This window comes from Nocardioides thalensis (genome assembly GCF_013410655.1).
GTDB lineage: Bacteria > Actinomycetota > Actinomycetes > Propionibacteriales > Nocardioidaceae > Nocardioides > Nocardioides thalensis.
Genome location: NZ_JACCFP010000001.1, coordinates 1,657,027 through 1,670,995 on the forward strand (window position 1 = coordinate 1,657,027; position 13,969 = coordinate 1,670,995).

13 protein-coding genes and 1 tRNA gene are annotated in these 13,969 nt (G+C 71.2%); 9 read left to right on the plus strand and 5 right to left on the minus strand.

All coding sequences use genetic code 11. The annotated features are described in order from the left end of the window. Nucleotides 1-41: 41 nt before the first annotated feature. The 4 genes from HNR19_RS08180 to HNR19_RS08195 are packed head-to-tail and all read right to left on the minus strand — an operon-like array spanning nucleotide 42 to nucleotide 3,686. Nucleotides 42-824: an isoprenyl transferase gene (locus HNR19_RS08180; protein WP_179667452.1), complete on the minus strand. Its 783-nt coding sequence runs from the start codon at nucleotides 822-824 to the stop codon at nucleotides 42-44. Between the two features lie 35 nt (nucleotides 825-859). Continuing rightward, entirely contained in the window at nucleotides 860-1,870 is a 1,011-nt protein-coding gene (locus HNR19_RS08185; RefSeq protein ID WP_343047107.1) for a metal ABC transporter permease, read from the minus strand. Then, nucleotides 1,867-2,673, minus strand: a complete 807-nt coding sequence (locus tag HNR19_RS08190; protein WP_179667453.1) for an ATP-binding cassette domain-containing protein — start codon at nucleotides 2,671-2,673, stop codon at nucleotides 1,867-1,869. The genes HNR19_RS08185 and HNR19_RS08190 overlap by 4 nt, the downstream gene beginning before the upstream one ends. Then, nucleotides 2,664-3,686 (minus strand): metal ABC transporter substrate-binding protein, encoded by a 1,023-nt coding sequence (locus tag HNR19_RS08195; RefSeq protein ID WP_179667454.1) that lies wholly within the window; start codon nucleotides 3,684-3,686, stop codon nucleotides 2,664-2,666. Before HNR19_RS08195 ends, HNR19_RS08190 begins: the two co-directional genes overlap by 10 nt. 59 nt (nucleotides 3,687-3,745) lie before the next feature. Here HNR19_RS08195 and HNR19_RS08200 point away from each other — a divergent pair, with 59 nt between their 5' ends. From HNR19_RS08200 to HNR19_RS08220, 5 genes are all read left to right on the plus strand, one after another. Next, a complete protein-coding gene (locus tag HNR19_RS08200; RefSeq protein ID WP_179667455.1) occupies nucleotides 3,746-4,069 on the plus strand; it encodes an antibiotic biosynthesis monooxygenase in 324 nt (107 codons plus the stop codon). Between the two features lie 88 nt (nucleotides 4,070-4,157). Next, on the plus strand, nucleotides 4,158-5,558 hold the full coding sequence (locus tag HNR19_RS08205) for a glycine--tRNA ligase (protein ID WP_179667456.1): 1,401 nt from the start codon (nucleotides 4,158-4,160) through the stop codon (nucleotides 5,556-5,558). A gap of 29 nt (nucleotides 5,559-5,587) precedes the next feature. Next, a complete protein-coding gene (locus HNR19_RS08210) occupies nucleotides 5,588-6,337 on the plus strand; it encodes a hypothetical protein (RefSeq protein ID WP_179667457.1) in 750 nt (249 codons plus the stop codon). After that, nucleotides 6,337-7,467 (plus strand): tRNA dihydrouridine synthase DusB, encoded by a 1,131-nt coding sequence (dusB, locus tag HNR19_RS08215; protein WP_179667458.1) that lies wholly within the window; start codon nucleotides 6,337-6,339, stop codon nucleotides 7,465-7,467. Before HNR19_RS08210 ends, dusB begins: the two co-directional genes overlap by 1 nt. A 208-nt stretch (nucleotides 7,468-7,675) precedes the next feature. After that, nucleotides 7,676-8,554, plus strand: coding sequence for a VldE C-terminal domain-containing protein (locus HNR19_RS08220; protein WP_179667459.1), 879 nt, complete (start codon nucleotides 7,676-7,678; stop codon nucleotides 8,552-8,554). 23 nt (nucleotides 8,555-8,577) lie between these two features. On the opposite strand, the gene HNR19_RS08225 is transcribed toward HNR19_RS08220, so the two are convergent. Beyond that, the gene (locus HNR19_RS08225) at nucleotides 8,578-9,147 is read right to left on the minus strand and encodes a GNAT family N-acetyltransferase (RefSeq protein ID WP_179667460.1); all 570 of its coding nucleotides are present in this window, start codon (nucleotides 9,145-9,147) and stop codon (nucleotides 8,578-8,580) included. A 57-nt stretch (nucleotides 9,148-9,204) separates the two neighbouring features. Here HNR19_RS08225 and HNR19_RS08230 point away from each other — a divergent pair, with 57 nt between their 5' ends. From HNR19_RS08230 to HNR19_RS08245, 4 genes are all read left to right on the plus strand, one after another. Next, nucleotides 9,205-10,461: a deoxyguanosinetriphosphate triphosphohydrolase gene (locus tag HNR19_RS08230; RefSeq protein ID WP_179667461.1), complete on the plus strand. Its 1,257-nt coding sequence runs from the start codon at nucleotides 9,205-9,207 to the stop codon at nucleotides 10,459-10,461. Between the two features lie 9 nt (nucleotides 10,462-10,470). Beyond that, nucleotides 10,471-13,275 (plus strand): DNA primase, encoded by a 2,805-nt coding sequence (dnaG, locus tag HNR19_RS08235; RefSeq protein WP_179667462.1) that lies wholly within the window; start codon nucleotides 10,471-10,473, stop codon nucleotides 13,273-13,275. Then, the gene (locus HNR19_RS08240; protein WP_179667463.1) at nucleotides 13,272-13,781 is read left to right on the plus strand and encodes a hypothetical protein; all 510 of its coding nucleotides are present in this window, start codon (nucleotides 13,272-13,274) and stop codon (nucleotides 13,779-13,781) included. Before dnaG ends, HNR19_RS08240 begins: the two co-directional genes overlap by 4 nt. Before the next feature lie 94 nt (nucleotides 13,782-13,875). After that, a tRNA-Asn gene (locus HNR19_RS08245) sits at nucleotides 13,876-13,948 on the plus strand. The last annotated feature ends 21 nt before the right edge of the window (nucleotides 13,949-13,969 follow it).

Genomic DNA, 13,969 nt, shown 5'->3' on the forward strand with positions numbered 1-13,969 from the left:
AGGTCGTAGGAGTGAGAGTGACCTCTGGGTCACTCTCACTCCTACGACCCCGGGTTCGGCATCGCGCCGCCGTACCGACGGTCCCGGCGGGCGTAGGTGTCGATCGCCTGCCAGAGGTGGCGGCGGTCCACGTCGGGCCACAGCACGTCGGAGAACACGAGCTCGGCGTACGCCGCCTGATAGAGCATGAAGTTCGAGAGCCGCTGCTCACCGGACGTGCGCCAGATCAGGTCGGCGTCGGGCAGCTCGGGCACGTAGAGGTAGCGCCCCAGCGTGCGCTCGTCCACCCGGTTCGGGTTGACCCGGCCGCGGGCGACGTCCTGGGCCAGCGCGCGGGCGGCGTCGCCGAGCTCGGCGCGACCGCCGTAGTTGACGCACATCGTCAGCGTGAGGACGTCGTTGTGCTTGGTCATCTCCTCGGCGACCTGGAGCTCCTTGATCACCGACTTCCACAGCCGGGGCGCCCGGCCCGCCCACCGAACGCGGACGCCGAGCTCGTGCATCTCGTCGCGACGACGGCGGATCACGTCGCGGTTGAAGCCCATCAGGAACTTCACCTCGTCTGGGCTGCGCGACCAGTTCTCCGTGGAGAACGCGTAGGCGGAGATCGCCTTCACGCCGATCTCGATCGCGCCCTCGACGACGTCGAACAGCGACGACTCGCCCTGCTCGTGGCCCTTGGTGCGCGGAAGGCCGCGCTCCTTCGCCCACCGGCCGTTGCCGTCCATCACGATCGCGACGTGCTCGGGCACCAGGTCCGCAGGGATCGACGGCGGCCGCGTTCCCGAGGGATGGGGCGTCGGTGGTCGGACTGCGCGCTTCACGCGGGCAGTGTGCCAGTTGGCAGGCTCAGCCCTCGTCAGTGCTCGTCGTAGTGCCCCTCGTGCACGGCGTGCCGGTGGCCGTCGTGCACGTAGTCGACGTGGTCCTCGTGGGGGACGGCGAGGTGGCCGCAGCCGGGGCCGTGGACGTGGTCGTGCTCCTCGTCGCACCGCTCGGGTGCGACCACACCCTCGGGGAACGGCTCGCGGAGCCGGGCGCGGTGGCGCAGCCAGATCCCGATCGGCCAGGCCACGGCGTAGCAGGCGAGGGCGACCAGCACGATCGTCGGGCCGGGCTGGACGTTGACGTCGGCCAACGACGCGGACGCCGCTCCCAGCAGGCCGCCGACGGAGGCCAGCGTGCCGAGCAGCATCGCGGCCAGGATCGTGGTCCGGAACGAGCGGCTGAACTGCTGCGACGTCGCGACCGGGACGACCATCAGCGCGGAGACAAGCAGCAGGCCGACGGTGCGCATGGCCACGGTGACCGTCACGGCGGCGAGGACCGCGACGATCACGTTGTAGACGCGCACCCGCAGCCCGGCGACCTGGGCGAACTCGGTGTCCTGGGCGACGGCGAACAGCTGTGGCGCCAGCCCGAGGCAGAACGCGATCACGACAGCGGCCAGCCCCATCGTGATCAGCACGTCGCCCTCGGAGATCGTGGTGATCGAGCCAAAGAGGTAGCGCCCCATCGACGACGTCGTCTGCCCGTCGAGACCGCTGATGAAGATGCCCCCGGCGAGGCCGCCGTAGAACAACAGCGCGAGCGCCACGTCGCCGTTCGTGCGGCCGCGCTCGCGGATGATCTCGATGAGCACGGCGCCCGCGACGGCGATGAGCACCGCTGTCCACGTCGGCGACGCCCCCGTGAGCAGCCCGATGGCGACGCCGGTGACGGCGACGTGGCCGATGCCGTCGCCCATCAGAGCGAGCCGGCGCTGCACCAGGTAGGTCCCGATCGCCGGGGCGGCGAGGCCGGTGACCAGCGCCGCGATGATCGCGCGCTGCATGAACGGCCTCTCCAACAGCTCGATGAGCTCGTTCACGGGCGATCACCCCGAGGGGTGTCGACCGGCGACTGCATCGGCGGCACGTGGTCGGTCGTCATCGTCCTTCCGTGGTGGTGGTGATGGGTGTGCGGCTCACCGAACCACGGCTGGTGCACCTCGTGGTCGAGGAGCGGCGCGCCGTCGTAGGCCACCCTGCCGTCGCGCAGCACCACGGCCCGGTCGACCAGGCCGGCGAGCGGCCCGAGCTCGTGGGCGACCAGGACCACGGTCGCACCGCGCTCCTTGAGGGCGCCGAGGGTCTCGGCGAGGGCCTGCTGGCTGGGAAGGTCCACGCCGGCGGTGGGCTCGTCGAGGAAGAACAGCTCGGGCTCGCCGGCGAGGGCGCGGGCGATCAGCACCCGTTGCTGCTGGCCGCCGGAGAGGGTGCTGACGGCGTCCCTCCGGCGGTCGGTGAGGCCGACCACCTCGAGCGCCTCGGCGACCGCGGCGCGGTCGGCACGTCCGAGCGGGCGCAGGAGGCGCCGTCGGGTGAGGCGCCCGGCCGCCACCACCTCACCGACCGAGGCGGGTACGCCGGACGCGGCCGTCGCGCGCTGGGGCACGAAGCCGATGCGGTGCCAGTCGCCGAAGTCGCCGAGCGGGGTGCCGAACAGCCGCACCTCGCCGTCGGTGACCGGACGCAGCCCGACGAGGGACCGGACCAGCGTCGACTTCCCGGACCCGTTCGCGCCCATGAGCGCGACGAATTCGCCGGTCGCCACCGTGAGGTCGACCTGACGCAGCACAGGACGGCCGCCGATGGCGACCGTCCCGTTGCTAATGCTGACTGCTACTGACACGCGTTCGCCGTCCGGATGGCCTCGAGGTTGGACTCCATCAGGGAAAGGTAGTCCTCCTCCGCGGTGGCGTCGGTGAGACCCTCCACCGGGTCGAGCACGGCCTCGGTCAGGTCGAGGTCGGCGGCGAGGCCCTCGCCGAGGGCCGGCTCGAGCGGCTCGCTGAACACCGTCGTGATGCCCTCCGTCCGGATCAGGTCCTCGAGCTCCCCGAGGACGGCCGCAGTCGGCTCGGCATCGGGCGAGAGGCCGACGATCGGGGCGATGTGGAGGTCGTACTTCTCCAAGTACCCGAAGGCGTCGTGCGACACCACGATCGTGTCACGCTCGCAGTCGGCGAGGCCAGTGGTGAACGCGGCGTCGAGATCCTCGAGGTCGGCGCGCAGGGCGGCGGCGTTCGCCTCGTAGTCGTCGGCGTGCTCGGAGTCGAGGTCGGCGAGCTCAGCGGCCACGGCGTCGGCGAGGTCGGCCACGCGCAGCGGGTCCTGCCAGAAGTGCGGGTCGACGTCGCCGTGGTCGTGGCCGTCCTCCTCGGCGTGCTCGTCCTCGGCGTGCTCGTCCTCGGTGTGCTCGTCCTCGGCGTGCTCGTCCTCGGCGTGCTCGTCCTCGGTGTGCTCCTCCTCGCCGTGCTCCTCGTGCTCCTCGGCCGTCTCCTCGACGGCCATCAGGTCGACGACGGAGGCGGCGTCCAGCGCCACCCCTTCGGCGTTCTGCTCGACGGCGTCGTCGACGGCCGGCTGGAAGCCCTCCTCGTAGACCACGAGGTCGGCCTCGCTGATCTCGGCGGTCTCGCTGATCGAGAGCTCCAGGTCGTGCGGCTCCGTCCCCGGCTGGGTGAGCTGGACGACGTCGGCGTGCTCGCCGGCGACCCGCTCGGCCACGAACTGGAGCGGGTAGAAGGCGGCGGCGACGGTGAGCTCCCCGTCGTCCGTGGCGCTCTCGTCGCTGAAGGCGGAGCACCCCGAGGCGACGAGGGCGAGAGCGGGGAGTGCGAGGACGGCACGAGAGAAGCGCATGAGAATCATTCTCATTCGGGATCGGCCACCGGTCAAATCGGTGTCAGTAGGCTGCGGCCGTGCTCGTCGTCAACCGCTTCCGCGCGCCCTCCGACACCGCCGCCGCCGGTGCGCTGCGCGACGACCTCGCGGCGGCGCACGCGCTGCTCGCGAGCAAGCCGGGGTACGTCGAGGGCCACGTCGGCCGCAACCTCGACGAACCCGACCTGTGGGTGCTCAGCACCCGCTGGGAGAGTGTGGGCGCCTACCGCAGGGCGCTGTCGGCGTACGACGTGAAGCTGGCCGCGGTGCCGACGCTGAGCCGCGCGATCGACGAGCCGAGCGCCTACGAGCTGGTGGAGCCGAACTCGGTTCTGAACGTCGCGGAGCCTCGCGTAACCTGAGCGGCGCCTCTCCGGCAGCCAGCCAGGGGTTCTCGAGACGGTCGCTGGGCGACCTCCTCGACCACCGATCGCAGCAAAGGAAGTCTCCGTGGCCAAGCCGCCAGCGTCCACCGTCGACACCGTCGTCTCCCTCGCCAAGCGCCGGGGATTCGTCTACCCGTGCGGCGAGATCTACGGCGGCACCCGCTCCGCCTGGGACTACGGCCCGCTCGGCGTGGAGCTGAAGGACAACATCAAGCGCCAGTGGTGGAAGTCCATGGTCCAGGCCCGCGAGGACGTCGTCGGCCTCGACTCCTCCATCATCCTGCCCCGCGAGACCTGGGTCGCGTCGGGCCACGTCGGCACGTTCACCGACCCGCTGACCGAGTGCCAGTCGTGCCACAAGCGCTTCCGCGAGGACCACCTCCAGGAGGACTACGCGGCCAAGAAGGGCATCGAGGACCCCGACACGGTCAACATCAACGAGTCGGTCGCCTGCCCCAACTGCGGCACCCGCGGCGCGTGGACCGAGGCCCGCGACTTCCAGATGATGCTCAAGACCTACCTCGGCGTCATCGAGGACGAGTCGGGCCTGCACTACCTGCGTCCCGAGACCGCGCAGGGCATCTTCCTCAACTTCGCCAACATCGTGACCAGCCAGCGGATGAAGCCCCCGTTCGGCATCGCCCAGATCGGCAAGAGCTTCCGCAACGAGATCACGCCGGGCAACTTCATCTTCCGCACCCGCGAGTTCGAGCAGATGGAGATGGAGTTCTTCGTCAAGCCGGGCGAGGACGAGGAGTGGCACCAGTACTGGATCGACGAGCGCACCCGCTGGTACACCGACCTCGGCATCAACCCCGACAACCTGCGACACTTCGAGCACCCGAAGGAGAAGCTGTCGCACTACTCCACGCGCACCGTGGACATCGAGTACCGCTTCAACTTCGCCGGCTCCGAGTGGGGCGAGCTCGAGGGCATCGCCAACCGCACCGACTTCGACCTGTCGACCCACTCGAAGCACTCCGGCGCCGACCTGCGCTACTACGACCAGGCGGCCGACGAGCGCTACACGCCGTACGTCATCGAGCCGGCGGCCGGCCTCTCGCGCAGCCTGATGACGTTCCTCGTCGACGCCTACTCCGAGGACGAGGCGCCCAACACCAAGGGCGGCGTCGACAAGCGCACCGTGCTGCGGCTCGACCCGCGCCTGGCCCCGGTCAAGGTCGCCGTGCTCCCGCTCTCGCGCAACGCCGACCTCACGCCCAAGGCGAAGGCCGTCGCCACCGAGCTGCGAGCCAATTGGAACGTCGACTTCGACGACTCCGGTGCGATCGGCCGCCGCTACCGCCGCCAGGACGAGATCGGTACGCCGTACTGCGTCACCGTCGACTTCGAGACCCTCGACGACCATGCGGTCACGGTGCGCGAGCGCGACACGATGCAGCAGGAGCGGGTGGCGCTCGACCAGCTCACGTCGTACTTCGCGACACGGTTGGTCGGCTGCTGAAGCCGCATCTGACTGCAACAATGGGTCGCATGAGGACGACCACCCTGGCGCGACGCTGCGCGACCCTCCTCGCCGCACCGGTGCTCGCGGCGAGCCTCGTCGCGTGCGGCGGGTCGGAGGAGGAGCCGGGCGACGACGCGAGCGCGTCGTCGGACGCGTCGGGGTCTGCCGGTCCGTCGGAGGCGGTCGACCCGACGGCGTCGGCCTACCTCTCGGTCGGGCCCGGCGTGGAGCTCACCGAGCCCGGCACGACCCTGCGCTTCGGCCAGCCCGCCGTGATCGCTTGGCAGCCCAAGCAGGACCGCACCGCGGCGCTGCGGGTCACCGTCGACCGCGTCGACCGCACCTCGTTCAAGGAGTCCTTCCAGGGCTGGATCATCACCGACGAGATGGAGGGGCAGACCCCGCTCTTCGTGCGGCTCTCGGTGGCCAACCGCGGCGAGGTCAACGTCGGCGGCGAGCCGGTGCCGATCGCGGTGATCGACGACAAGGGCGTGCGCGTCCAGCCGACGACCGCCGCCGAGAAGGAGTTCGTGCCGTGCCCGGGCGGGGCGCTGCCGAAGAAGTTCGGCCCGGGGGCGAAGGCCGACCTCTGCCTGCTGTACCTGCTCGCCCCCGGTGCCAGCTTCGACTCCGTCGGCTTCCTGCCCGTCGACAGCGACGCGCAGCCGGTCGGCGAGGCGATCACCTGGGAGGGCCGGTTGACGCCGATCGACGACGGCAAGGGCGGCAAGGGCGACGACAAGGGCCGCAACGACGCAGGCGGCGGCCGGGGCTGATGACGGCTGCGCTCGAGCTCGGCGGGCTGCGCGTCGACCCGCCGGTGGTCCTCGCGCCGATGGCGGGCATCACCAACGCCGCCTACCGGCGGCTGTGCGCCGAGTACGGCGCCGGGCTCTACGTCTGCGAGATGATCACGAGTCGCGGGCTGGTCGAGGGTGACGAGACCACCAAGCGGATGCTGGTCTTCGACGAGCTCGAGAGCGTGCGCAGCGTGCAGCTCTACGGCACCGACCCGACCTACATGGCCAAGGCCGCGCAGATCCTGTGCGCCGAGTACGACGTGGCGCACATCGACCTCAACTTCGGCTGCCCGGTGCCCAAGGTCACCCGGAAGGGCGGCGGGGGCGCGCTGCCCTGGAAGCGGGGCCTGCTGGCGCGGATCCTCGAGGCCACGGTCGCGGCCGCGGCGGCGTACGACGTGCCGGTGACGATGAAGACCCGCAAGGGGCTCGACGACGACCACCTGACCTACCTCGACGCCGGCCGGATCGCGCAGGAGGCGGGGTGCGCCGCGATCGCGCTGCACGGTCGCACGGTCGCCCAGGCCTACTCCGGCGAGGCCGACTGGGACGCGATCGCCGCCCTGGTCGAGCACGTCGACATCCCGGTGCTCGGCAACGGCGACATCTGGGAGGCCGCGGACGCCGTACGCATGGTCGAGGAGACCGGCGCTGCCGGCGTCGTCGTCGGCCGCGGCTGCCTCGGCCGGCCGTGGCTCTTCCGCGACCTCGCCGCCGCGTTCAGCGGCACTGCGGAGACCACCCTGCCGACGCTGGGCGAGGTGACCGCGATGATGCGCCGCCACGCCGAGCTGCTGTCGGAGCACATGGGGGAGGAGCGGGGCTGCAAGGAGTTCCGCAAGCACGTCACCTGGTACCTCAAGGGCTTCCGGGCGGGCGGGGAGCTGCGGCGCTCGCTCGGCCTCGTCGACTCCCTCGCCTCGCTCGACCGGCTGCTCGCCGAGCTCGACCCCGACGAGCCGTTCCCGGTCGGAGAGCTCGGCTCGCCGCGCGGCCGGCAGGGCGCCCCGCGCAGCCGTGTCGTGCTCCCGGAGGGGTGGCTCGACGACGCCGACGGCAGCGACTGCGTGCTCCGCGAGGACGCCAACGAGACCACCGGTGGCTGACCCCGGCCGCTGCCGGCTGAGGCCCACGTCACACCGCCGGGTGACCGGGAACACTGCCGTAACACCGGGTCACGATTAGAGCTGTGGATAGGGGTGTGCTTCACTCGATGGCCGTGTCGAGGACCGCTACGTTGATCCGAGCGTTCTGACGGCACGAGACAGATCTGGCCAGACCGGCCGGCTACCTACCGATGGGGGACCACCAACAATGCAGGGAAAGCACAGCGCGAAGCGGGTACGCCGCATCTCGCGCGCTCCCCACATTGCCGGATCTCTCGCAGTACTTGCGACCGGCGCGGCCGTCACCGCAGGAGTCCTCGGCACCCAGGCGCCGAGCAACCTGATGGCCGCCGACGGCACGCCGGCGGCGTCGCTCAACGACGCCGCCCGCGACACGATCCTCTCCCGTGACGGGGGAGACCGCGGCACCGAGACCACCGAGCCGGCCGCGGCCGAGGAGAAGCCCGAGCCGAAGCTCAGCCCGGTCGACAAGGCCGTCGCCCCGCAGGCCGTGCAGGCGGCGATCCGCCAGGCCGACCTCCGGCTCTGGACGACCGCCGACCTCAACCTCTGGACGCGCCCGGACAACCAGGCGAAGAAGCTGGGCGTGCTGCCCGCCGGCGAGAAGGTGCTGGTCACCGAGCGCCGGATGGAGGGCCGCGCCGAGATCGTCGTCGACGGCGAGGCCCGCTGGGTCACCCAGGGCTACCTGAGCGAGGAGAAGCCGTTCGCGCTCGGCGACGACTGCACCAACGGCACCTCCGTGCCTGCCGGCGTCAGCGAGAACATCAAGAAGGTCCACGCCGCCGTCTGCGCCGCGTTCCCCGAGATCACCACCTACGGCACGTTCCGCAGCGACGGTGAGCACGCGCAGGGGATCGCCGTCGACATCATGGTCTCCGGTGACCGCGGCTACCAGGTGGCCGAGTTCATCCAGAAGTACTACGCCGAGCTGGGCGTCAACTACATCATCTACTCCCAGCGCATCTGGTCGGTCGACCGCTCGAGCGAGGGCTGGCGCGCGATGGAGGACCGTGGCTCCGTGACCGCCAACCACTACGACCACGTCCACGTGACGACCTACTGAGGCGCACCCTCAGTTGGCCGTGATCACCGCAGGTCGAGCCTCATCACGACCCGCGGGAAGCCGCTGAGGCGCGACGTGGTGTCGGCGGCGTGGGTGAATCCCGCCGCCTCGAAGTTCTTGCGCAGCCCGGCGTAGGCCATCGTCTGGTCGACCTTGGCGCCCTGGTTGTCGAGCGGGTAGGCCTCGACGGCCGGCGCGCCGCGCTCGCGGGCGTAGTCGACTGCGCCGGCGATCAGGGCATGGGTGATGCCCTTGCCGCGGTGGCCCGGGCGGACGCGGATGCACCACAGCGACCACACCGGCAGGTCGTCGACGTGCGGGATCTTGCGGTTGCGGGAGAACGTCGTGTCCGCACGCGGAGCGACCGCGGCCCAGCCGACGGGCTCGTCACCGTCGTAGGCCAGCACCCCGAGCGGGCCCTCCTCGAGGAGCTTGGCCACGTAGTCGCCGCGCGCGGGGCCCTGGAGCTCGTTGTTGAGCTTGGACGGGATGCGATAGCTCAGGCACCAGCACACGTTGGCGTCGGGGCGCTTCGGCCCGACCAGGGCGCGGACGTCGTCGAAGTCGGTGGCCGGCCGCGTCTCCACAGTCATGACGACACCGTGCCAGACCGCGCCGACACGGCCGGGGGCTCTCGATAGGGTCCCCGGGTGGACGACGTCGAGGCGCTGTACGACGAGGCCGCGCGCGAGCGGATCGTGCCGGAGCCCCCGAAGCGCGTCGACGCTCCGGTGCGGCTGCCGTTCGAGCGCGACCGCGCCCGGCTCGTGCATGCGGCTTCGTTCCGCCGGTTGGCCGCGAAGACGCAGGTGGTCGGGCCGCAGAGCGACGACTTCGTGCGCAACCGGCTGACCCACAGCCTCGAGGTCGCCCAGATCGCGCGCGACCTCTCCCGCGCCCTCGGCACGCACCCCGACATCGCGGAGACTGCCGCCCTCGCCCACGACCTCGGTCACCCGCCCTTCGGCCACAACGGCGAGCGGGTGCTCGACGAGATCGCCGCCGGCTGCGGCGGCTTCGAGGGCAATGCGCAGACGCTGCGGCTGCTGACGCGCTTGGAGGCCAAGACCGCCGACGCCGACGGGAGGTCGGTCGGCCTCAACCTGACCCGAGCGACGCTCGACGCCTGCACGAAGTACCCGTGGCCGCGCCGGCCGGGGTCACCCAAGTTCGGGGTCTACGACGACGACCGACCCGCGTTCGACTGGATGCGCGCAGGCGCGCCCGACGGGCGGCAGTGCGTCGAGGCGCAGGTGATGGACCTCGCCGACGACGTCGCCTACTCGGTGCACGACGTCGAGGACGGCACCGTGGCGGGTCGGATCGACCTGACCCGGCTCGACACCGCCGCGGTCTGGGAGACCGTGCGCGGGTGGTACGCCCCCGACGCGACCGACGACGAGCTCGACGAGGTGCTCCGACGGCTCCGTGCCGTGGGCAGCTGGCCGCGGTCGCCGTACGACGGGACCCGCGGGAGCCTCGCCGCGCTGAAGAACCTGACCAGCGACCTGATCGGGCGGTTCTGCGGCGCCGTGCAGCAGGCGACGTTCGCCCGGGGGGACGGGCCGTTCGTCCGCTACCGCGGCGAGATCGTGGTGCCGGCCGACACCTGGGCCGAGATCACCGTGCTGAAGGGGGTCGCGGCGCACTACGTGATGCAGGCCGACGACCGGCTGGCCGCGATGGAGCGGCAGCGGGAGCTGCTGGCCGAGCTCGTCGACGCCCTCGGCAGGGGCGGCCCGGACCTGCTCGACGAGTCCCTCCGGGCGGACTGGCGCGCTGCGCCCGACGACGCGGCGCGGCAGCGGGTCGTGATCGACCAGGTCGCCTCCCTCACCGACGCGAGCGCCGTGGCGTGGCACGAGCGGTTGTGGAGGGGCGGACGTCCGGTCGGACCTCGTCAGTAGGATCGCCGCATGGCCGGCCGGATCCGCGACGACGACATCGCGACCGTGCGTGAGAAGGCCCGCATCGACGATGTCGTCTCGGCCTACGTGACCCTCCGCAACGCGGGCAGTGGCACCCAGAAGGGGCTATGTCCCTTCCATGACGAGAAGACCCCGTCGTTCCAGGTCACTCCGAGCAAGGGTTTCTTCCATTGCCTCGCTGGCGAGACGCGCGTCCTGACGTGGGACGGGCCGCGAGCGATCCGCGAGCTGGTGGGCGGCACCCACAAGGTCCTGGGCGTTGGCGGGACCTGGGTCGAGGCGCCCTTCAAGTCCTACGGCATCCAGCCGCTGCTCAAGATCACCGTCACCCGCAATCGTCAGCGCAAGGAGATCTTCGCAACGTCCGGCCACCGGTGGTTCGTGCGATCAGGCAAGCGAGGGCAGGGTGTGGCGGAGGTCGTCACGACCGGTCTCCACGCCGGCCACCGCCTGGTTACGAAGTTTCCGCGCACCCGAACCACCCGGACGACACCGTCGCCGTTCGGTGTCGCTCACGGCTTCACGTACGGCGACGGCACTCGCATCGGGACCGGGAGTATGGCGCTGCTCTGTCCGCCCAAGGACCTCGCGATGCTCAAGTGGTTCCCGAACAGCCACACGTCGGCGAGCGGAGACAACCTCCTGGTTCACCATCTGCCACGGTTCTTCAAGGATCGCCCACCGCTCGATGAGTCGGTCTCCTACCTCTACGGGTGGCTCGCCGGATACTTCGCTGCCGACGGCTGCGTCGCCAAGGACGGCACGGTCATCATGAATTCCGCCGAACGTGACGATCTGGAGTACTTCCGCACAGTATGTACGCGGCTCGGCATCGCGACGTACGGCATCACCAGCCAGGAGCGCCTGGGATTCGGCAGCGAGCCGTCCGCGCTCTATCGAATCCACCTCGTGAACGAGGATCTGAAGCCGGAGTTCTTCCTGATCGACGAGCACCGACGCCGATTCGAGGCCGCCGGCAAGCAGTTCGCCCGCCGCGGCTGGGTCGTCGAAAGCGTCGAGGAGACCGACCGGGTGGAGGAGGTCTTCTGCGCCGAGGTGGAGGACGGCCACGCCTTCACCCTCGAAGACAACATCCTCACCGGAAACTGCTTCGGCTGCGGCGAGGGTGGTGACGTCATCTCCTTCCTGATGAAGCTGGACGGCCTGTCCTTCACCGAGGCGGTCGAGCGTCTCGCTGACAAGTACGGCGTCGAGCTGCGCCGCGAGGAGGGCGGTCACGACGACCGGCCGAAGGGCCCGCGGCGCCACCGCCTCATCGAGGCGCACGCCGTCGCGCAGGAGTTCTACGCCAAGTTCCTCGGCAGCCCCGACGCCCTCGCCGGCCGCCAGTTCCTCGACCAGCGCGGGTTCGACCAGGCGGCTGCGCTCCAGTTCGGCATCGGCTTCGCGCCCCGCGACGGCGAGGCGCTCTGGCGCCACCTGCGCGACCACAAGTTCACGCTCGACGAGGTCGTCGCCGCGGGGTTGGTCGCGGTGGGCCGCTCGCCCTACGACAAGTTTCGCGGCCGCCTGCTGTGGCCGATCCGCGAGGCGTCCGGAGAAACCATCGGCTTCGGCGCCCGCCGGATCTTCGACGACGACAAGATCGAGGCGAAGTACCTCAACACCGCCGAGACGCCGATCTACAAGAAGAGCCAGGTCCTCTACGGCATCGACCTCGCCCGTCGCGAGATCGGCCGGACCTCCCAGGCCGTGGTGGTCGAGGGCTACACCGACGTGATGGCCTGCCACCTCTCCGGCGTCGGCACCGCCGTCGCCACCTGCGGCACCGCGTTCGGCGACGACCACGCGCGGGTGCTTCGCCGGTTCCTCAGCGACCACGAGGAGTTCCGCGGCGAGGTGATCTTCACGTTCGACGGCGACGCCGCCGGGCAGAAGGCCGCGCTGAAGACGTTCGCCGGCGACCAGCGCTTCGTCTCGCAGACCTACGTCGCCGTCGCGCCCGAGGGCATGGACCCCTGCGACCTGCGGGTCAAGCAGGGCGACGAGGCCGTGCGCGAGCTGATCGCGACCCGCAAGCCGCTCTACCGGTTCGTGCTGACCAACATCGTCGGGAAGTACGACCTCGACCGCGCCGACGGTCGCGTCGACGCCCTGCGCGAGGGGGCCCGGCTCGTGTCGTCGATCCGCGACAAGTCCAAGGTCGACGCGTTCGCCCGTGAGCTCGCCGGCATGGTCGGCGTCGACCCCGACCAGGCGCGCGAGGAGGTACGCCGCGCCGCCGCCCGTGGGCAGCGACAGGCAGCGGCGGGGGAGCCGGCCGCCCCGGCGCTCCGCGAGCGGGCCGCGCTGCCCGACTTGCGCGACCCGCGCTTCGCGATCGAGCGCGAGACGCTCAAGCTCGCGCTCCAGCACCCGATGACGATCGGCCGCACCACTGCCGAGATCGGCGCCAACGACTTCACCCACCCGACCTACCGCGCGGTGTGGGAGCTCGTCGACAAGGAGGGCGGCTTCGGCGCGGGAGCGGGCGACGCCGAGCGGCCGGCCCGCATCCGGGCGGCCGCGACCGATCCGGCCGTTGCGAGCGCCGTCACCGAGTTGACGGTCGAGCCGATCCTCGCCGCAGGGGAGCCGGACGCGGCGTACGTCTCCCACCACGTCTTCCGCCTGCTCGAGCTGACCGCCTTGCGCCGCATCGCCGACATCAAGTCCCGGCTCCAGCGCACCAACCCGGTCGAGCAGGCCGCCGACTACAACCGGATGTTCGGCGAGCTCGCCGCCCTCGAGCAGCACCGCCGGACCCTCCGCGACAACATCGTCGGCCGGTGAGGGACCTGTTCCGGCGCGACCGGCGCCCCGACCTCGACGTCGCCGCGGGCGAACGCCTCCTCGCGTGGGCGTCCGGTCGGACCGGCACGGTCGGCGGCACCCGCGACGCGCTCTACCTGCCCGGCGACCCCGACGACTCCGGCCCGCGGCGCGTCCCGTGGGAGACCGTCGCGAGCGCGGAGTGGGACGCCGACGAGTCCGTGCTCAGGGTGACCGAGCTCGCGCCCTGGGGCGAGCAGCAGCCCGTCCACCTGCTCGCGCTCGACGACCCCGCCCGGCTGCTCCAGCTCGTGCGCGAGCGCGTGACCGCCAGCATCGTCGTCCAGCGGCACGTGCCGGTGCGGCGCCGCCAGGAGGTGCGCGTCGTCGGCCGCCGCGCGCCGCGCGGCTCGGGCGAGATCACCTGGCTCGTCGACTACGACGCCGCCCTCGACCCCTCCGACCCGGCCGTCCGGCAGGTCGTCGACGCCGCGCTGGCGGCCGCCCGCGCCGACGTCGGCGCCTGATAGCCCCGGACAGGGGTATCGATTTCCGGTCGCCCGACGGCCCTTGCTAACCTGTGCGGGCTGCTGACCGACGAGGCATCGCGGTCGGAGCCGATCCCCTGTAGCTCAACTGGCAGAGCATTCGGCTGTTAACCGGAGGGTTGTTGGTTCGAGTCCAACCGGGGGAGCAGAGACGAGGGCCTCTGGCC